The organism is Cysteiniphilum sp. 19S12-1 (genome assembly GCF_052030685.1).
Taxonomy (GTDB): Bacteria; Pseudomonadota; Gammaproteobacteria; order Francisellales; family Francisellaceae; genus Caedibacter.
Genome location: NZ_JBQAJM010000018.1, coordinates 32388 through 52031, shown reverse-complemented (window position 1 = coordinate 52031; position 19644 = coordinate 32388). Strand labels below are relative to the sequence as shown.

19 protein-coding genes are annotated in these 19644 nt (G+C 38.8%); all 19 read right to left on the bottom strand.

Going from position 1 to position 19644, the window contains the following annotated elements:
* Positions 1-59: 59 nt before the first annotated feature.
* Positions 60-725, bottom strand: a complete 666-nt coding sequence (locus ACTS4L_RS07325; RefSeq protein ID WP_440651895.1) for an AAA family ATPase — start codon at positions 723-725, stop codon at positions 60-62.
* Positions 726-902 carry a hypothetical protein gene (locus tag ACTS4L_RS07320; protein ID WP_440615750.1) on the bottom strand — a complete coding sequence of 59 codons (177 nt, stop codon included), beginning with the start codon at positions 900-902 and terminating at the stop codon, positions 726-728.
* On the bottom strand, positions 899-1510 hold the full coding sequence (locus ACTS4L_RS07315; RefSeq protein WP_440615749.1) for an RloB domain-containing protein: 612 nt from the start codon (positions 1508-1510) through the stop codon (positions 899-901). The genes ACTS4L_RS07320 and ACTS4L_RS07315 overlap by 4 nt, the downstream gene beginning before the upstream one ends.
* Before the next feature lie 17 nt (positions 1511-1527).
* A complete protein-coding gene (locus ACTS4L_RS07310) occupies positions 1528-2823 on the bottom strand; it encodes an AAA family ATPase (protein ID WP_440615748.1) in 1296 nt (431 codons plus the stop codon).
* Between the two features lie 198 nt (positions 2824-3021).
* Positions 3022-4269, bottom strand: coding sequence for an exonuclease SbcCD subunit D C-terminal domain-containing protein (locus tag ACTS4L_RS07305; RefSeq protein WP_440615747.1), 1248 nt, complete (start codon positions 4267-4269; stop codon positions 3022-3024).
* Positions 4266-5750, bottom strand: coding sequence for an ATP-dependent nuclease (locus ACTS4L_RS07300; protein ID WP_440615746.1), 1485 nt, complete (start codon positions 5748-5750; stop codon positions 4266-4268). Before ACTS4L_RS07300 ends, ACTS4L_RS07305 begins: the two co-directional genes overlap by 4 nt.
* A 301-nt stretch (positions 5751-6051) precedes the next feature.
* Positions 6052-7530, bottom strand: coding sequence for a 2-oxoglutarate dehydrogenase complex dihydrolipoyllysine-residue succinyltransferase (gene odhB, locus ACTS4L_RS07295; RefSeq protein ID WP_440615745.1), 1479 nt, complete (start codon positions 7528-7530; stop codon positions 6052-6054).
* A 72-nt stretch (positions 7531-7602) separates the two neighbouring features.
* Complete coding sequence (locus ACTS4L_RS07290; RefSeq protein ID WP_440615744.1) at positions 7603-10458, bottom strand: 2-oxoglutarate dehydrogenase E1 component; 2856 nt, start codon at positions 10456-10458, stop codon at positions 7603-7605.
* Between the two features lie 88 nt (positions 10459-10546).
* Complete coding sequence (locus tag ACTS4L_RS07285) at positions 10547-11251, bottom strand: succinate dehydrogenase iron-sulfur subunit (RefSeq protein ID WP_440615743.1); 705 nt, start codon at positions 11249-11251, stop codon at positions 10547-10549.
* Positions 11252-11261: 10 nt separating this feature from the next.
* Positions 11262-13049 (bottom strand): succinate dehydrogenase flavoprotein subunit, encoded by a 1788-nt coding sequence (gene sdhA, locus ACTS4L_RS07280; RefSeq protein ID WP_440615742.1) that lies wholly within the window; start codon positions 13047-13049, stop codon positions 11262-11264.
* Positions 13050-13061: 12 nt separating this feature from the next.
* Positions 13062-13403 carry a succinate dehydrogenase, hydrophobic membrane anchor protein gene (gene sdhD / locus ACTS4L_RS07275; protein ID WP_440615741.1) on the bottom strand — a complete coding sequence of 114 codons (342 nt, stop codon included), beginning with the start codon at positions 13401-13403 and terminating at the stop codon, positions 13062-13064.
* Positions 13391-13780, bottom strand: coding sequence for a succinate dehydrogenase, cytochrome b556 subunit (gene sdhC / locus ACTS4L_RS07270; protein ID WP_440615740.1), 390 nt, complete (start codon positions 13778-13780; stop codon positions 13391-13393). Before sdhC ends, sdhD begins: the two co-directional genes overlap by 13 nt.
* A gap of 297 nt (positions 13781-14077) precedes the next feature.
* Complete coding sequence (locus ACTS4L_RS07265) at positions 14078-14509, bottom strand: DNA polymerase III subunit chi (protein WP_440615739.1); 432 nt, start codon at positions 14507-14509, stop codon at positions 14078-14080.
* Positions 14510-14638: 129 nt separating this feature from the next.
* Positions 14639-15349, bottom strand: coding sequence for an SIMPL domain-containing protein (locus ACTS4L_RS07260; protein ID WP_440615738.1), 711 nt, complete (start codon positions 15347-15349; stop codon positions 14639-14641).
* Positions 15349-16053: a carbonate dehydratase gene (can, locus tag ACTS4L_RS07255; RefSeq protein ID WP_440615737.1), complete on the bottom strand. Its 705-nt coding sequence runs from the start codon at positions 16051-16053 to the stop codon at positions 15349-15351. The genes ACTS4L_RS07260 and can overlap by 1 nt, the downstream gene beginning before the upstream one ends.
* A complete protein-coding gene (gene ansA, locus ACTS4L_RS07250) occupies positions 16050-17087 on the bottom strand; it encodes an asparaginase (RefSeq protein WP_440615736.1) in 1038 nt (345 codons plus the stop codon). The genes can and ansA overlap by 4 nt, the downstream gene beginning before the upstream one ends.
* Positions 17068-17547 carry a ribonuclease HI gene (gene rnhA / locus ACTS4L_RS07245; protein WP_440615735.1) on the bottom strand — a complete coding sequence of 160 codons (480 nt, stop codon included), beginning with the start codon at positions 17545-17547 and terminating at the stop codon, positions 17068-17070. The genes ansA and rnhA overlap by 20 nt, the downstream gene beginning before the upstream one ends.
* 20 nt (positions 17548-17567) lie before the next feature.
* Positions 17568-18179: a class I SAM-dependent methyltransferase gene (locus ACTS4L_RS07240; RefSeq protein ID WP_440615734.1), complete on the bottom strand. Its 612-nt coding sequence runs from the start codon at positions 18177-18179 to the stop codon at positions 17568-17570.
* A 53-nt stretch (positions 18180-18232) separates the two neighbouring features.
* Positions 18233-19513: a 3-phosphoshikimate 1-carboxyvinyltransferase gene (aroA, locus tag ACTS4L_RS07235; RefSeq protein WP_440615733.1), complete on the bottom strand. Its 1281-nt coding sequence runs from the start codon at positions 19511-19513 to the stop codon at positions 18233-18235.
* Positions 19514-19644 lie beyond the last annotated feature (131 nt).

Here is a 19644-nt window from a genome sequence, read left to right as displayed (position 1 = left end):
ATACAGTAGATTCCTTTGCTAACAACTTCAAAGATAAATTTAGCAAAAGTCAACATATTTTAGATGGGACAGCCGTGCCCTTGCGATAACACTTGAATGCCATCTAGCTCTTTTTGTAGTAACATGACTCTGTCTGTCTCTTCTTTATCACGCACATACACCATTTTAGAAATGTCACTATAGATTTCAGAACCCGTCATTTGCTCTAAGATTTCAGAACGCTCATCCGATGATGCTTTTAAAAAGGCAGTAAAGCCACCTTGTGCTAACAAAATCGATTTGCAAAAGCGCTTAAAGTCCATTCCTGTTGTTTGTTCAACAAGCTCTTTAACTTTTTTAATTTTTGTTTCTAATATTTTAGCCTTGTTATAATCACTGATCTCATGCTTTGGTGATTGCAATTTTCCATCTGCCTTACCTCGCGCTTTGCGCTGACTCCAATGACATTGATAAATGCCGTCATTCGTTTGAAATGTGATCTCGGCAAAACATTCCCCCGTTTGACGTGACATCACTTCATTGACCGATTCCGAGATAATTTTCAATCTTGGCGTTTGCCCATAAAGTGCCAAACAAATCGCATCTAATATCGTTGACTTCCCCGCCCCAGTTGGACCCGTGATTGCAAACAAGCCATTATCTAAATAATTAGGATCAGTAAAATCAATTGACCATTCGCCATAAAGCGAGTTTAAATTTTTAAAGCGTAAGTTGAGGATTTTCATTTAACTTCCTAGAGATGAAAGTGCGTCTATTTGGAGCTTTGCATAATCATTAACTGATTTTTCTTCAGTAACATTAGAGATAAACTCTTTAAACTTATGCCGCTCAACAACATATCCTTTTGAATTTGGTACGCTATCATTAAAATAGCGTACTTTAAGTGTTTTCATATCATTCACTGCAAAATCCTCCCTTGCATAACACAAAATAACTGATAAAAATTTGTCGTCTGTAGTGCTGCATTATCAAGCATATAATGAATTAGCTTAGCATTATCGTATTTCTTAACCTCTTGAGGTATTAACTTTATTGAATTATCGACGGCTGTTTGATGCTGTCGAGCTATATCCTCAATAACTTTTGTATTTGTTTTATCAAAATTAGGGCACACATCTTCAATTGATTTGCTTTTATCTGTTGTATAATGCAACGACAACCAACGCTCAAAATCAGGTATTGACAAAAGAATCAGGTAATCTTTCGCTGATTGAAATAATCTCTTTTTTTGAGCAAACGCCTTAATTTTCTGTTGATCTCGATCACCATCAATAACAACAATAACGGTTTGACTATCATTAAATTCAGTTGTTATAATTCTATTTTCAATATTCTGAATATTCGCTTTATCATTACCCTTCATTGGAAAAATTGGTTTTATATCTAGTTTCAGATATTTAAAGATAGCCTTAATATAGATCTCTTCCGTTTTTCCTTCTGTGAAAAATACAAACTGATGGCTTATTGGTATACGTTTATTGGATTTATCTAAGCGCCTTTTCCTTGCCATGCCTTAATTCCTTAGCTTTAAATAAATGGAACTCCACCTAGGCTCCCGCTTAGATAGTATTTGCTTAACTTTTTATCTGATTTTAAAATAAACTCATCAAATGCAACAAGCTTAGCGCCATTATCTTCTTTCTGAACTAACCAAAATTCATCCTTGCGTAAGAACGACAAATCAAGTAAATGGGTATCGTGAGTAGTAATAATTAATTGACTTTGTGCTTGACGATTCAAAATACCCAATATATGTGTTCTAATCAATTCCTTGGATAATTGTGTATGTAGACTGCGATCTACCTCATCAATCACAACCGTAATATTAGGGTCACTTTGAAGTTTTAATAACCAAGGTAAAAGCTCAATAACCCGCCTTGTCCCATCTGATTCATCATGTAACTCAAAATTAATATCCTTACCATTATCCTTTTTATGCTTAATCACTACTTTATGAACATCAATTTTATCACCCCCCTCTTTTGGGGTAACATAAAAAAAAGAGCCGTCAGGCAAAGGTAACATTATTGTAACGCCATCTTTAACATCCTCAATAAGTAGCTCATATAACCTTTGAGGCAACTCCTCTTTTAATGTCTGCTCTGAGGCTATCTCTAATTCAATACCTGTAACACTTAGGTCTAGCCTTTTTATTGCATCATTCATTTCATTTAATCGCAAAGGAATATCGACCATGCCTTTTTTAGATCGTGGTGAAATAAGAGTTAAATGGTGTTTAAACCATTTATAAACCTGCTCAAAATGCATTTTATTATCAATATTTTGCTCAATAATATGACTAACACATAACTTATTTTTTGGCATTGTTTTGATAATGGTTGCCAGATCACTATCTTCCTTGATCAGCTGCCCTGTATAAGTATTTTGATCAATATTTCTATCAAAAAGTATTTTTTGTGTTGATGGCTTTAAAAGTAGCAATTTTTCATGATAAACCTGAGCTTTATCCACTTCAAATTGATATTGATAAATATGCTCATCAATAAAAATTGTAAAGCTAAAGAAACTTGTTTCTTCTGCCTCCCCCAAACGATAAGGCTCCAATTGACTCAAACTTCTCGTTTTAGAGCAAAGTAAATATTTACAAAAGGCAAGCGCATCAACAAATGATGTTTTGCCTGAATTATTCGCACCATAGATTGCTGAGAAGGGCAACACTGTCTCATGTGACTTGCCTGTTTTCTGGTATTTAACCGTCAATAAATGCTCTTTATTATTCTTAAGACGTGTGTTGGCATCCATTGAAAATGTATTTAATTCTTTAAAACACTTCCAGTTTCTAAAAGAAAACTCTAATAGCATCACTTACCATCCACATCATTACTTTAAACATAACTATTATTCAACTAACCTAAATCATACACCCATTTTTACCATTTAAAAATCGATTTTTCCGTTTTTAAAAGAATTTATAGGGTGTTATGTTTATAAACTATTCTGCTATTAAATTTCTCGCGCGTTTGACTGGTAGGCTTTTATCATTTTTGTTGCTACCTTTCCTTACTGAGCTTGAACATCTTCCTCAGCAAGCTGCATCATAATCTCTTGATAACAATCCATCAAAACGGCTTGCTGATCTTTTGGAATATCATGTGCAGATAAGCAACGCTCAAATACTTCTATTTCATTGAGATCCTCTAGTGTTTCACTGCTTTGGGATTGGCTGATGGCTTTATCAATCACACGTTTGTTTTTAATACGTCTGATCTCTAATTGACTACCTTGAATATGAAGATTAATTTGCTCTGTCAGATCACTTATAATTTCTTTGCCTGTATATTCAATCTCAAGCCAACTTTGCGCATTTTCTGTTATCAATTGAGATAAGGATTCTAAAATGCATTCAAGATCCCCCTTGATGCTGATTAACTGTTGGAAGCAAGGAACAGCAATCGTTGTAATGACGCTATTGCCGTCTTTAAAGTCAATCATTAATACCTGCTTTTGCTGCTTGGCTTCACCAAAGCCCATTGCAATCGGGGAGCCGCTATAGCGAATATGCTCTTGCTTTGCTACTATTTGCGGCACATGCAAATGCCCCAAAGCGACATAATCAAGATAATCAGGAAAAATATTCGCATCAACATGTGCCAATGAGCCGACATATAACTCACGCACGCCATCATCGATCTCAGTCTTGCCACCAGCGGCAAATAAATGCCCCATACCAATGATTGGTAAATGTTGAAGCTTATGTGTTTTGCAAAGCTCAATCTGCTTTTCTTTAGCATACTGACACACCTCATGATAATGCTGCTTAATGCCTGAGATTAATTTTTTATTTTTATCATCTAATGTTTCACTGACTTCAACCTTTCTGATATCACGATCACGCAAATAAGGTACTGCACAAATGATTGCTTGCGGTATACTTTTGTCATTATTCAGCGTAATCACTTCATCTTGTGGATTGTCACACGCTGCCCCTACCACATAGATATTAAGCGCTTTTAATACACTTTTAGATGCCTCAAGCAAACTTGGGGAATCGTGATTGCCACCGATTACCACAACATGTTGGCAATGAGTATTTTTAGCAACATCACTTAGAAATTGAAAATACAACTCTTGGGCATAATTGCTTGGCGTGGTGGTATCAAAGATGTCGCCTGCTATTAATAAGATATCAATCTCTTGCACTTTAATGGTGTCAATTAACCAATTTAAAAAAGCTTCAAATTCAGGATAACGCTTCTTGCCATACAACATGCGCCCTAAATGCCAATCGGATGTGTGGAGGATTTTCATGGTGCTTTTTCTATTTCTTTGCTTAAGTTAATATTATTTTTTGATAAGCCTTTGATTAGCTTAATCATGTCATTAATAGAGTCTTTTAGTTCTTGAATAGAATACCCTTCATTTTGCATAGTGGTATTTTCAGGATGATGAATTTTGTTGCGAATAAATGTCTGTAAACTCACGTCATACGGTGCAGGTGTTTTTTTACTTCCGTTAACCCATTTTTTTGTTAGTTGAATGTTTTGAGCTTGTAAATACGCATCTAATTTATTTTGGTTCCCACATTCAGTTGTTTCCTGAAGATAACCATACAATTCATTATGAAATTCAATCGTTGGCATATCATAAGCATAAAAATTAATCTCTCCCCAAGTTGGGCTCCATGGAAATAACTGCACTTCAGCATCATTGATATTTTCCACTCTATTTAAGTTGTTTACCTTTCTCGTTATAAAGAGTCCTATTTTATGTAAAGGCATCCCTAACAGAAAATAAGGTGAATGAGTTGTTAAAAAAATTTGATTATGCTTTGTTAACTCTAAGATACTGTCTAATAGTTTTGATTGTGCCTTTGGGTGTAAACATATTTCAGGTTCATCAATAAATAGGAAAAATGGCTTGTTAACTTCTTCAAGCTCAGGGTGTTTCTTCAAATCTTCTGCATACACCTGTAGCAAAGCTAAAAAAACGGCTCTTTGCATCCCACTACCTTTTTCAGATAATGTTGTTGAAACTCCATCGTTAACTTGGATAGTTACATTTTTAAAAAATAAATCAGGATCTAACTCATTAAATTTGAAAGATATTGAAGCACTTCCAAATTGCTCATGAAAAATGTTTTGCACTCTTTCTTCAATGATATTCAACTGCTTCTGTAAGAGAGAATCCCCATTATTGAAAATTTTATGGAAGCTCTCTTTGAATGCTTTATATTCACTTTGATCATGTAAAGCACTAGATATACCTTTTAATAACTTACCACAAATTGTAGAAGCTCCAAACTTAGCTTGATCATTGGGATTTGTATCTGCCCAAACAAAATTTAGCTCAAAAATCCCTTTTATAACTGCATCAATACCACTTGGGTTAGTAAAAAGTTGATCACTTTCATTCCAAACTTTAATTTTCTTTTCTTCATCCGTATTTCTTGATATTTGAAAATAACTCAGTCTATTCTGATCATAAATCATTTTCCTAAGTGTATCTATTTTATTCTCTTGAGCAAAAGAATCTAATACTTGATTAATATCACCAATAAATGTTAAGTCTACTTGAGCACTACTGTTACCATTTTTATTAATAACTTGACTAATATCAGACACTCCATTTCTGACAAAATTGATAGCTTCAAAAATAGTTGATTTCCCAGTATTATTTTCCCCCACTAAAATATTGAGTCCACTGCCCTTTCGCCCATTTGGAATACTAAACTGCAACTGTTGATCAGAATAACCCTTAAAATTACTAATTTTAACTTTATGAATATACATTTTCCTGCCCTTAAAAGTTTGAGATCATCTATATTGCAAATGAATACTACCTACCCAACCAAACACTATCCGTCATACTTAACTCCCTTTACAATTGATTTCCAATAGTAATTTTACCACATATAATGATTATTTATAGCCATGATATACCTAGCACTGAAACATAAGAATAGTAAAACACCAAGACGTGATAAATGTTGGCGATTTTAAACGAGAAACCCTATCACCTAATCATTTGAAAAACAGATGAATTCTAGCGTTTGGTAGAAGAGCTTGAAAGCTCTTTAGAAAAATTATCTACTTAAATCTCCAACAACATCCTTGCTGGATCTTCAATCAGTTCTTTAATTGTTTTTAAGAATTTAACAGAGACACTGCCGTCAATGATTCTGTGATCATAAGATAATGCTAAATACATAATCGGGCGAATCACGATTTCGCCATTAACGACTACTGGGCGCTCAACGATATTGTGCATGCCTAAGATCGCGCTTTGTGGTGCATTAATAATTGGCGTTGACAGCATTGAACCATACGTGCCACCATTGGTGATCGTAAATGTACCACCTTGCATTTCTTCTAATGATAATTTACCATCGCGTGCTTTAATTGCCTTTTCAATAATATCATTTTCAATTTGGGCAAAAGATTTTTGATCTGCATTGCGGATGACAGGAACCACTAAGCCACGATCAGAACCCACTGCGACACCAATATCAAAGAAGCCGTGATAGAGAACATCAGTGCCATCAATTGACGCATTGACTTCAGGGAAACGCTTTAACGCTTCGGTTGCTGCTTTTAAAAAGAATGACATAAAGCCAAGTTTGGCATCATGTGTCTTTTGGAAAAGATCTTTATATTGCTTTCTTAGATCCATAACCGGTTTCATATCGACTTCGTTAAACGTCGTCAAAATCGCATTGGTATGTTGCACTTCAACCAAACGTTTCGCAATCGTTTGACGCAAACGTGTCATGCGCACACGCTTCTCAGGACGATCACCCTCAAAGCCCATAGTATCGACCGCTTGGGCTACTGGTGCTTGTTTTTGAGCTTGTACAGGAGCACTTACAACATCTTGTTTGGTAATGCGGCCATTTTTACCAGTGCCTTGCACATTATTGACATCAACATCATTGGCTTTAACCGCACGACGCACTGCAGGCGATAAATGATCACTAGATGCTACATTCTTTGATTCAGTAGTCGTCTCAACTGCTGCCGGTTGGCTCACAGCGCCCGCGCTAATTTTGGCTACTGCTTCAGCGCTTAGCACCGTGTCACCTTCATTTTTAAGCTTTTCAGCCAATACACCACTTTGGGTTGCGGGCACTTCCATCATCACTTTATCGGTTTCGATTTCAACTAATGTTTCACCTTCTTCGACCTGATCACCAATATTTTTATGCCATGTTGCTACTGTACCTTCAGCAATTGATTCAGGGAAAGTCGGGGCATTCACCGTCACCGCTTCAGCAGATGAAGCAGCTGTTGCAGCTTTTGTGGCTTCATTTGTTTGCGCTGTTGCAGGTGCTTCAGCAGCGCCAGCAGTGATTGAGCCAATCGTTTCTTGAGAAAGCACTGTATCGCCTTCGTGCTTGACAATCTCGCCCATTGTCCCTGCTGTCATTGCGGGCACTTCCATCACCACTTTATCTGTTTCAATCTCTGCCAACACATCGCCTTCTTCAACGCGATCACCTGGCTTTTTATGCCATGTTGCAATTGTACCTTCTGCAATTGATTCCGGAAAAACAGGAACTTTTACCTCTGTCATGGTTCACCCTTAACTTTTTATTTTACTTATTTTTTATCAACGTTATTTAATTTGTTGTCTTTAAAAGCAGATCTATTTATCTAACTTTAATGCTTTAGTCACTAATTCACTTTGCTGCGCATGGAATAATGATGGATAACCTACCGCAGGTGCCGCTGCTGCTTTTCTGCCGACATAAGATAGATTCTGATCCTTGCGCAATACTTTACGCAATTCGTGCTGAATCATCCACCAAGCACCTTGATTTTCAGGCTCTTCTTGCACCCAAACGATGTCATTAACTGCTTCATAAGGCGCTAATACTTTATCAAGGTCCGCTTGCGGGAATGGGTAAAGCTGCTCAATACGCACAATAGCAATATCTTTAATCTCTTGCTCACTACGTTTTGCAAGCAAATCATAATAGACCTTACCTGAGCATAAAATCACGCGTGATACTGATCGTGGTTTAAGGTCTTCGACTTCAGCAATCACATTATAGAACTGTCCATTAGCCAATTCATCGAGTGTTGAATGCACCATTGGGTGACGCAACAAACTCTTAGGTGACATCACAATCAATGGTTTGCGATAAGGGCGCAACATCTGACGACGCAACATATGAAACATTTGCGCAGGCGTCGTTGGCACACACACTTGCATATTATCATGCGCACATAACTGCAAAAAACGCTCTAATCTTGCAGATGAATGCTCAGCCCCTTGCCCTTCTTGACCATGTGGCAAGAGCATTACAAGACCTGATAAAATGCCCCATTTCTCTTCTGCTGCAGCAATAAATTGATCAATAACAACTTGCGCGGTATTGGCAAAATCACCAAATTGCGCCTCCCATAAGGTTAACGTCTTAGGTGCTGAGCAACTATAGCCATAATCAAATCCAAGAACCGCATACTCTGATAGCACAGAGTCAATAATATGGCATTCTGCCTTGTCATTAATGTGTTGTAATGGCGTGTAATCTGGCAATTCTGTTTTACTGTAATCATAGTTATGTAACACAGCATGCCGATGCGAGAATGTACCACGCCCAGAGTCTTCACCTGATAAGCGTATGTTATAACCCTCTGCCAACAACGTCGCATAGGCTAAGTTTTCAGCAAAGCCCCAATTGCCTGGAATTTCTCCAGCTGCCATTTTAACGCGATCATCAATGGCCTTTTTAACTTGAGGTTGCAGTGTCAAATCAGCTGGTAAATCATTTAAGCTTTGAGCCAATTTCACCAATTGCGCTTTATCAATACGTGTATCGACTGATTGATCCCATTTTTGATTGACATAAGGGCGCCAATCTGCAACACATTTCGTTTTGCGCTCATGCTTACCAGTAACAATATCAGCAACGACTTCACCTTTTTGCAAACGATCGCGATAAGCTTTGGCCATTTGATCAGCTTGTGCTTTGGAAACGACACCTTCTTGCTCAAGCTTTTGCGCATAGATTGCACGCGTAGTCGGCAATTTCTTAATAATGCTATACATCAATGGCTGTGTTCCAGATGGCTCATCTGCTTCATTATGTCCATGACGACGATAGCAAACTAAGTCAATAACGATGTCTTTGCCAAACATCATGCGATAATCCATCGCCAGTCCCGCGACACGCAATACCGCTTCAGGATCATCCGCATTAACATGTAAAACAGGCGCTTCAACCACTTTAGCAATATCAGTGCAGTACAAACTGCTACGATTATCTTCTTTTTTATCGGTAGTAAAACCAACCTGATTATTAATGACTATATGAATCGTACCACCTGTGCCGTAGTAGCGTGTTTGTGATAACGCAAAGGTTTCCATCACAACACCCTGACCACAGAAAGCTGAATCTCCATGAATTAAAATAGGCACCACTTTGGTATGCGGTTTTTCTTCATCACTAAAGCAATCTTGTTTTGCTCTTACGGCGCCCTCAACCACTGGATCAACCGTCTCTAAATGTGAGGGATTAAACGCTAATGCTAAACGCAATTCTTCTTTGGGTGTTTTATGCCATGATGCAAAACCCATGTGGTATTTAACATCCCCTGATAAAAACTTCTTATCCTGCGCCCCTTCAAACTCTTTGAATAAATCCTCGGGTGATTTACCCATAATATTGACAAGCACATTCAAGCGCCCACGATGCGCCATCCCTAGACCAATTTCCTCAACAGCAACCTCACCAGCCTTATTGATCATCTCATTTAAAGCTGGGATCATGGATTCGCCACCTTCTAATGAAAAACGTTTTTGACCAACATATTTCATGCCAAGATATTTCTCCAAGCCTTCGGCAGCCGTTAAGCGATCCAATAACCAAGTCTTACGCTCCACTGATAACTTAGGAGTTTGCTTTTCGATGCGTTGCCTAAACCATAGCTTCTCAGCCATATTGTTTAAATGCATAAACTCATAGCCGATACTACCGGTATAGACATGCTGTAATTTAGCAATAATCTCTTTAAGTGGTAATGCCTGATAGTCAGAAAACACACCAACATTAAATTTTTCATTTAAGTTAGCATCATTAAGTCCATGAAAATCAAGCTCAAGCTCAGGTGTTTCTTGAGGCTTTTTGATATTCAGAGGATCTAAGTGCGAAACCTTGTGACCAATGCTACGATACATATAAACAAGGTCCATCACCGCTGAGACTTTATCTCCACCATCGGGGTAATTCCCTGAATCGACAACCATCCCCTGAGGCGTTGTCAGCGCAAAGCGAAATGGATTTTTGCTTAATGCGACAAAATCCTCACGCACTTGTGCATGTGAGACTTCATGTTTATTGTCACGAATCGCGTCAAAATAATGGCGCCAACTACTATCTACCGAATTAGGGTCTTGTAAATAATCCTCATAAATAGCATCCAAGTATGCGCTACTACTACCGGATAGTTGCGAAGACTGCCACCATGAAGACATTGATTCTTGGGTTTCACTCATAGTTTCCACTCTTTTACTTTTTTCTTTTTTACTTTTTTGCTAGTTCAAACAAAAAAGCACTGGTTCTCCAGCGCTTGATTTTTCTTAACTATACGTTGTTTTTTAACATCATCGATCTGAGTTTACCGATCGCTTTGGTTGGGTTAAGCCCTTTTGGACAAACACTGACACAATTCATAATCGTGCGACATCTAAAGACGCTAAACGGATCTTGCAATGCATCCAAACGCTCTTGTGTTGCCCCATCGCGTGAGTCAATCACAAAACGATAAGCTTGTAATAAGCCTGAGGGGCCAATAAACTTATCAGGATTCCACCAGAATGATGGACATGATGTGGTACAACATGCACATAAGATACACTCATATAAGCCATCAAGCTTGGCACGATCTTCTGGCGACTGTAGGCGTTCCTTGACGGGTGTATCACCTTCTGCAGGAATCAAGTAAGGCTTAACTTTCTCATAGTTTTTATAAAATTGATTCATATCAACGACTAAATCACGAATCACTGGCAGACCTGGCAAAGGTTGCAACTTAATCGGTTGTGACAACTCGCCAATCGAAGTAATACATGCTAAACGGTTTTTACCATTGATATTCACACCATCAGAACCACAAACACCCTCACGACAAGAACGACGTATTGCTAATGTTGGGTCTTGTTGTTTAATGAGCTCAATCGCTGTTAGCACTTTTGTGCCCTCGTTTTCAACCGTCACTGTGTAGTCTTTATAGTAAGGCTTATTATCAACTTCAGGATTATAGCGATAAACTTTAAATTTAACTTCCACCGTTATCTCCTTAGTAGCTTCTTACTTTTGGTTGGAATGGTTCTAATTTTAATGGTTTCATATTCACATCACGCGTTGATGGGCGGTCTCCTTCTAGGAAATAAAGCGTATGCTTCAACCAGTTCTCATCATCGCGCTCAGGATAATCTTCACGTGAATGCGCACCACGCGACTCTTTACGTGTCAGCGCAAGTACCGCGGTTGCCATCGCAGTTTCCATTAAGTTATCAAGCTCAAGCGCTTCGATTCTTGCGGTATTAAATACGTGTGAGTGATCTGCTAACGATGCTTTTTGCACACGCTCACGCAATGATTTTAAACGCTCAAGACCATCTTGCATTTGTTGCTCTGTTCTAAATACTGAGAAATCAACCTGCATTGCTTTTTGTAGCTCAGCACGCAACTCAGCAACACCTTCACCACCTTTGTTATTTTGCCAGCGATTGTAACGTGCCATCGCTTGATCTAGTGCTTCATCGGTCACATCACGTTGCTGCATACCCGCACGTAAAGCATCTTCTGCATGCATACCTGCCGCACGTCCAAATACCACTAAATCTAATAATGAGTTGGAACCTAAGCGATTCGCGCCATGCACAGAAACGCTAGCACATTCACCAACAGCATATAAGCCATCGATAACAACATCTTCACCATTGGCATTTTGTGTTAATGCTTGACCATGTTTATTCGTCGGCACACCACCCATCATATAGTGACAAGTTGGCACGACAGGAATCGGTGCTTTTAATGGATCAACACCAGCAAAGGTCATCGCCAATTCACGAATACCTGGTAGACGCTCTTTGATGACACTTTCATCTAAATGTGTCAAATCTAAATGCACACAATCAACGCCAGCAAACTTAAGACCTCTGCCTTCATTAATTTCTTGTTGTGATGCACGCGATACCACATCACGCGATGCCAAATCTTTCGCATTTGGTGCATAACGCTCCATAAAGCGCTCACCATCTTTATTACGTAAGATTCCACCTTCACCACGGCAACCTTCAGTTACTAAAACACCCGCTCCGGCAATACCTGTTGGGTGGAATTGCCAGAACTCCATATCTTGCAATGGAATACCAGCTCTTAATGCCATACCCACACCGTCACCGGTATTAATATGCGCATTGGTGCTCGATTCATAAATGCGTCCGGCACCACCGGTTGCTAAGATCGTTACTTTAGACTGGAAGAAAACAATTTCACCAGTTTCCATATTCATTGCCAAAACACCGGCAATGGAATGCTCTGATGATTTTACTAAGTCTAAAGCATACCACTCATTAAAAAATTTGGTTTCATGCTTTAAATTACCTTGATACAGCGTGTGCAATAACGCATGACCTGTTCTATCAGATGCCGCACACGTTCTTTTGGCAATATTACCGACATCATAATTGCGCGACATGCCACCAAAAGCTCGCTGATAAATCTTACCATTTTCTAGGCGTGAGAAAGGCATACCCATATGCTCAAGCTCAATAATTGCTTGCGGGGCATTCTCACACATAAATTCAATCGCTTCCTGATCACCGATATAATCAGAACCTTTAACCGTATCATAGGTATGCCATTTCCAATCATCTGATGGTAGACCATCATCATATTCAACATTACCTAATGCCGCAGCAATACCGCCTTGCGCTGATACCGTATGCGAACGCGTTGGAAATACTTTTGAAATCGCTGCGGTTTTAAACCCCGATTGAGCTAACTGAAATGCCGCTTGCATTCCAGCACCACCGGCACCAACAACGATTGCATCAAATTGTTGTACTGCAATTTTCATTATCAATACCCCTTAAAATAAAATACAAATAAGCCAAATAAAACACGCGAAGTAGCCAACAATTGCCGCTACTTGCAAGAATCCGCGAATGCATGCGCACTTCACATAATCAGTAAAAATCGTCCACATTCCAATCCATGCATGTGCCATTAATGACAAAAACGCTAAAATCGTAAATATTTTCACCCACGCGTTTTGAAAAATTGCAAGCCATGTGTGATATGAACCATCACCGGATAGTGTTAAGACAACAACCACTACAAAGATTGCATATAACATAATGATAATGGCAGTTACACGCTGCAAAAACCAGTCTTTCAAACCCGAACGTGTGCATGAAGTTACATTACCCATAACCAAAGCCCCCAGAAAATTGTTACTAACACACCTAGCACTAAAACAACGATTGAAGAAGCTTTAGCCGTACACATTTCTTCACCAAATCCTAAATCCATAATCAAGTGGCGAATACCGGCGATTACATGATATGAAACTGCTGATATAAAGATCCAAGCGACAATGCTCCATGGTGAATGGATTAATAAATCCTGCACATGATAAAAATCGCCACCACAGCGCATTGACAAACTAAAACCCCATAATAAAAACGGCAATAATACAACCATTAATACACCAGTAATTCGGTGAATAATCGAGCTTATTGCCGTAATTGGGAACGAATAGGACTTTATTGAGCCAAGCCCTATATTTCGTGGTCCTTGATGTTTCATTGCTTTCTCCTGCTTATCAAGAAAATTAACGTGTTAAACACAAAATCTTGCGTATTCTAGCACAAATAAATTGAAGTGCTACCGTGAAGAAGCAAGCAATCAGAATTAATCCAAACCCAGTAAAAACGAGGTTTAAATATAGACATTAAAGAATTTTTTAAGATCAAATTATTTAATATATTTCAATGCGGTAAAATTCAGAAGGTTTGCCATCATCATCACTGACTAAAACACATTAACTCCTTTCTCAGATTTTCCCGTAAAGATACATATGACTTCCTTGCCATCTAATATCTCTTATATCTTATGCACATTAATTGTAAAACCCTGTCGCTGCAATGCCTTATAATAGCGCCTTGAAGCTTGTAGCCTTGAAGATTCTTGATCAACAATTTTCACCAAGTGTTTTATCTCATGGCTCATCGGCAGATCATTTAATGTCAAATCAATAAGTATAGCTTTATTCAAATTCTTAAGAGCGCTTGCTTCACTAACAATTACTACTGGAAGTTTTGTATAGTCTGACAACTCATCTGTGACATAAATATGCGGCAAAAAATCATCTTCACCATCAAACCATAATCTAGCATCCAACTCCTGACACAATGGCTCTTCTGCATAAATCACAGCAGTTTTCCCTGCTGCATAATAGGATTTAACCTGTGTACTCACAAACTGACAAAATTGCTCATCTTCTTGACTGGGCAATATAAAAAAATCAATATTCAAAAAACCAACCCTCAGCATTTATCGTACCCTGAGCGTAAGTCGAAGGGGACGTTTAGGAACAGACTGCTTAATAATGGCTTCGACTTACGCTCAGCCAACGCTTATATAATATACCGCCCGCAAATCATTTTATTTTAGAAAATACGCTGAACTCACCACAACACGAACCAGTTTATAAGGATCACCATCGCCATAAGAGGCATCTTGATTACTAATCGTAAAGGCGCCTTGCGATGCTTGGCGAATACTGCCTAATGCGGTTTGTGCATTTTTGGCAAATTGTAATGCTGCCGTTTTAGCATTTTGAGTCGCCTCTTCCAGCATCTTTGGTTTGATACTGTTAAGTCCCGTGTATTTATAGGCAACATTGCTACTACTAACAACAACACCTTTGGCAACCAAATCACTCGTTTTTTGCGCCAAACCTTGTACTAAATCAACCTTATCTGTCGTGATCGTCATACTACCATAAGCACTATAATTTGAAGTATTGACCTGATCTTTGCTATGTGAATTTTGGTTTAATGAAATACTGCCATATTGCAATGCCTTGGCATCAATCCCTGATTGACTGACAAAATTTCTCACTGCCAACTGATCTTGGTCAACCTTTTGATAGACTTCTTTTAAACTATTGGCGTTCACCGTGTAGCTAATACTCCAAATGGCTTTATCCGCTTTAACCGTTTGCTCTGCCAACCCCTTAACCGCAACATAACGATTAAATGCATGAAAATTTAAAATTCCATATGAGATAAAGCCACCCGCAAGTGCCATGCCAATACCAATACTTAAATAACCAAAAAACTTAGTTTTATCAATACACTTTTGTTCAGCCATTATGTTTTTTCCTTATATAAATCACGCTGTATGCTAGTTAATGCTTTATCATAGAAATCTTCAATCTCATCATTGTTCGCCACGCCAAAAGCAATTTGCTGTAAAAGCCCATTAGATACAGCATAAACACAACCGTGAATCATCACTTCTTGCCCACGTCGCCAAGCATCTTGAACCACGGTTGTCTTAGCAACATTAACCACCTGCTCAACCACATTAAGCTCACACATCACAGCATGTTTCTGCTCCTGACAATCAACGCCAGATGCCAAAGCTTCACACTCACCATGATCAAAAGGTTTTAATAACGCTTTATGCTTATGATGCACATCTTGAACATGTCTCAACCAGTTATCAATCAATCCATTAGACTCATTCAAAGTAGCCGCTTTGACACCACCACAGCAATAGTGCCCACAAACAAGGATATGCTTTACTTTCAACACATCAACAGCATATTGCAATACTGATAAAAAATTCAAATCAGAATGAACGACAACATTAGCCACGTTACGATGCACAAAAATATCCCCTGGCAGCAATCCCAAAATTTGATTTGCTGGCACACGACTATCGGAACACCCAATCCATAAATACTCTGGATTTTGCTGCTTTGATAAACTCTCAAAGAAACCTGGCTTATTTTTATTCGTATCTTCAACCCATTGACGGTTTTGCTCCATCAACTTCGTTAAATATTTCATAATGTTATTTCTCCTCGCAGGTTTTTATGTAGCGCCAATTTCACTTCTTGTTGTGATAACCCCGGAATACTCAAAAGGTAAAAGAGTTTAGTCAATGCTGCCTCATCGGTCATATCATGCCCCGAAATGACGCCAGCATTTACAAGACCAACCCCCGCTTCATACGCCCCCATCTTAACACTCCCCTTTAAGCATTGGCTGCAGTTGATGATAATCACGCCTCGCTGACATGCTTCGACAAGCTCATGCAGAATTTTTGGCGAATTCATAATATTACCCGCGCCATAAGTCTTTAAAATCAAACCTTGTAAGGGTGGTTGCAATACTTTGTTTAGGATATTTGCATCCATCCCAGGGAAAATTGACAGCACTGCAATCTTGGGCACGCCTAAGGTTTTAAACTCAATCTCCGCAAGTTTGTTATGATCAGACGGATATAGATAGGCTTCATTTAATTCAATATCAATACCAACCTGCCCTAGCACTGGATAGTTCGGCGAACTAAACGCATCCATACCTGAGGCATTAACCTTGACCGAGCGATTACCCCGTAATAGCTGCTTATTAAAATACACACAAACTTCAGCAATACGTTCATCCGCTGCCAAAATCAAACTGTGCAAAATATTATCTGAGGCATCAGATCTTAACTCAGAAATTGGGATTTGTGAGCCTGTGCAGATCACTGGCTTGTTTAAGTTCTTTAGCATAAATGACAGACTGGATGCGGTATATGCTAACGTATCGGTTCCATGCAACACGACAAAGCCATCGTATTTTTCATAATGATTCACAATGTCTAATGCAATCGTAATCCAATCTTCTGGCTTGATATTTGCCGAATCAATCAATTGTGGATATTCATTAATCTCGAAATCAGGCACATCATTATGATAAAAATCTTTAATCGTTTTAACTTTATCCAACAAATAGCCTTGCTTTGGTGCATAGCCTTTATCAGTTTTGACCATCCCAATCGTGCCACCGGTGTAGATGACATAGATCTTCTTATCTTTAATGGGTTTCTTGTGCACTGTGCATCACCCCTTTATTAGCCAACTCATCGGCACGTTCATTTAATGGATGCCCATTATGCCCCTTAACCCAACACCATTTCACTCGATGTTTGTGACGTGACTGATCAAGCAACTGCCATAGATCCTGATTCTTCACCGGTTGCTTATTTGCAGTTTTCCAACCACGCTTTATCCAACCGTCAAGCCATTCATTGACACCTTGCTGAACATACTTTGAATCAGTGTAAAGCTCCACATCACAAGCCTCTTTCAATAACTGCAATGCCTTAATCGCAGCCAATAACTCCATACGGTTATTAGTGGTATTATCTTCGCCACCATAAATCTCTTTGGTTTTGGCTTTGTACTGCAAAATCGCGCCCCAGCCACCACGTCCGGGATTGCCCTTACACGCGCCATCGGTATAAATGACAATCTTTTTCAATTTACTTACTTCGCTATTTTTTTGAGTATTCATCTATTTCATTTTATCTATTTTTATTTTTTTACTTTAAACGCTTTATTCATACCAATGGCATATTTTCCTGGCAACTTAACCATTTCCGTTGCCCCTGAAAACAATGGGCTTAGCGGAATAACCTGTTTGCTAAAGCTTGCAATATACTCACAAGAAAAGCTCTCAGGCAACAAACACGGCAACCATTTACTGAAGTCTTTGACATTAAATACATCATAGTAGTGGCTTTCAATTTTATGTAAACCCTGAGACTTTATTTCTTTATTAACAAAACGAAACGGAATTGTTATAGCCTGATTTTTTTTGTATTGCACCACAATCAAACAACCATCATCACTTAGCACGCGAATGGCTTCCATTAAAATCTTATGTACATCATTAGGATTTAATAACACATTATCAAGCACAATCAGATCAAAGCTTTTGTTTGCAAATGGCCAGTTACCGACATTAAAGCTTGCACCAAATAATTGCGCATCATAAATAAAGCCGCTTGCTGCATAATGATGCACTGCAGAAATTCGATCAAAATAAGCTTTTTTAACTTTTCCCAGATAAAAAGCACGTCTGACGCTAAAACGCGATAAAATCACCTCTAAATCCAGTAGCTGCTTATCTTGCATCTCTTGCATCAATCGTCCTTACTCTCGAAAATGGCTGTAGTTTACCTTGAATTATCCATGAACTAAATAATTTTCGCCATCCGTTCAAAGTAATCAGGACATGTTTTACTAACACACTCAGCACCATTGATAATAACACCTTCCTGCTTTAAACCAATCAATGCCAGTGACATTGCAATGCGATGATCATTATGCCCTTCAACAGTGCCACCTCTAAGTGCTGATTTTTCAGGACAAATATGAATACTATCCTTCGTTGTTGTAACGTGAACACCTAAACGCGCCAAGCCCTCAGCCATTGCACTAACACGATCTGATTCCTGTAAACGCGTATGCGAAAGTCCCGTGATATGTGTCTCACCCTTAGCAAAGCACGCAATTGCCGCAACCGTCATAAACGTATCGGAGAAGTTGCGCATATCTACTGTTACACCATTTAACACTTCACCACCAATCACACGAATACCGTCTTCTTCAGTGATCACTTGACAACCCATCTTCTCAAGCACTTCCAGAAAACGAATATCACCTTGCTTGGCATCGCGTGTTACGTGCTTAACTTTAACGTTACCTTGTGTGATTGCCGCTAGCGCCCAAAAGTACGATGCCGTTGAGATATCCGGCTCAATTGCATAATGCCGTGCCTGATAGTTTTGATTAGCTTGTATCTTATAAAGGTTATTTTCCACATCAACTGTCACACCAAAGTCACGCATCATATCCACCGTCATTTGCACATAGGGTTGTGGGTGATCAGTATTTGAATGGATACTTAAGCCACCATCGATCAAGGGGGATGCGATTAATAAACCTGACAAGAACTGACTACTCTTAGCCCCATCAATACTTACACTGTCTGTCTGCTTCAAGCCCTTTGCCAAAAGCGTCATCGGCAATGACTCTTGCCTGTCTTCATATGCTGCTTGCATACCCAAAGAGCTTAATACCGCAAGCTGCTCAGCAATGGGGCGCACCATCATCCTTTCAGCAGCATAGATATAATACTCACCGATTTTTTGTGCTGCACACAAAGGAATAATAAAGCGCGTCAACGTCCCCGCTTCATTACAAAAAATACGTGCTTTTTTATGAGGAAAAATACCATTTGCGCCTTGAATAATAATGCGCCCTTTTGACTCATCAAACTGATGTCTAATGCCAAGCGCCTTTAACGCACCAACACCAGCCAATACATCCTTACTTAAAGGCAAGTTATCAATGACTGATTCACCGTTTGCCATTGCTGCAATAAGTAACACACGATTAGATAAACTTTTTGAACCCGGTAATGATACCTCTGTAGATATTTTGTTGGTTGCTAAGGGTAATGATTGCTGTGACATATTATGTAATTATCAAAAGAATATAACGATTCCTTTAGTTTATCGGCTCAAGATAAGTTGTCATTATAAATTTGGCACTGTATTTATTTTTGCCCAATTTGCTGATGTTCTACGTGTTAAATTAAAATAAC

Bases quoted from the DNA above. Each gene is read 5' to 3' on its own strand.
- ACTS4L_RS07290 (WP_440615744.1), bottom strand. From the start codon at position 10,458: ATGAGTGAAACCCAAGAATCAATGTCTTCATGGTGGCAGTCTTCGCAA.
- ACTS4L_RS07315 (WP_440615749.1), bottom strand. From the start codon at position 1,510: ATGGCAAGGAAAAGGCGCTTAGATAAATCCAATAAACGTATACCAATA.
- can (WP_440615737.1), bottom strand. From the start codon at position 16,053: ATGAAATATTTAACGAAGTTGATGGAGCAAAACCGTCAATGGGTTGAA.
- rnhA (WP_440615735.1), bottom strand. From the start codon at position 17,547: ATGAATACTCAAAAAAATAGCGAAGTAAGTAAATTGAAAAAGATTGTC.
- ACTS4L_RS07260 (WP_440615738.1), bottom strand. From the start codon at position 15,349: ATGGCTGAACAAAAGTGTATTGATAAAACTAAGTTTTTTGGTTATTTA.
- ACTS4L_RS07310 (WP_440615748.1), bottom strand. From the start codon at position 2,823: ATGCTATTAGAGTTTTCTTTTAGAAACTGGAAGTGTTTTAAAGAATTA.
- aroA (WP_440615733.1), bottom strand. From the start codon at position 19,513: ATGTCACAGCAATCATTACCCTTAGCAACCAACAAAATATCTACAGAG.
- odhB (WP_440615745.1), bottom strand. From the start codon at position 7,530: ATGACAGAGGTAAAAGTTCCTGTTTTTCCGGAATCAATTGCAGAAGGT.
- ACTS4L_RS07325 (WP_440651895.1), bottom strand. From the start codon at position 725: ATGAAAATCCTCAACTTACGCTTTAAAAATTTAAACTCGCTTTATGGC.
- sdhD (WP_440615741.1), bottom strand. From the start codon at position 13,403: ATGGGTAATGTAACTTCATGCACACGTTCGGGTTTGAAAGACTGGTTT.
- ACTS4L_RS07300 (WP_440615746.1), bottom strand. From the start codon at position 5,750: ATGTATATTCATAAAGTTAAAATTAGTAATTTTAAGGGTTATTCTGAT.
- ACTS4L_RS07305 (WP_440615747.1), bottom strand. From the start codon at position 4,269: ATGAAAATCCTCCACACATCCGATTGGCATTTAGGGCGCATGTTGTAT.
- sdhA (WP_440615742.1), bottom strand. From the start codon at position 13,049: ATGAAAATTGCAGTACAACAATTTGATGCAATCGTTGTTGGTGCCGGT.
- ACTS4L_RS07240 (WP_440615734.1), bottom strand. From the start codon at position 18,179: ATGCAAGAGATGCAAGATAAGCAGCTACTGGATTTAGAGGTGATTTTA.
- sdhC (WP_440615740.1), bottom strand. From the start codon at position 13,780: ATGAAACATCAAGGACCACGAAATATAGGGCTTGGCTCAATAAAGTCC.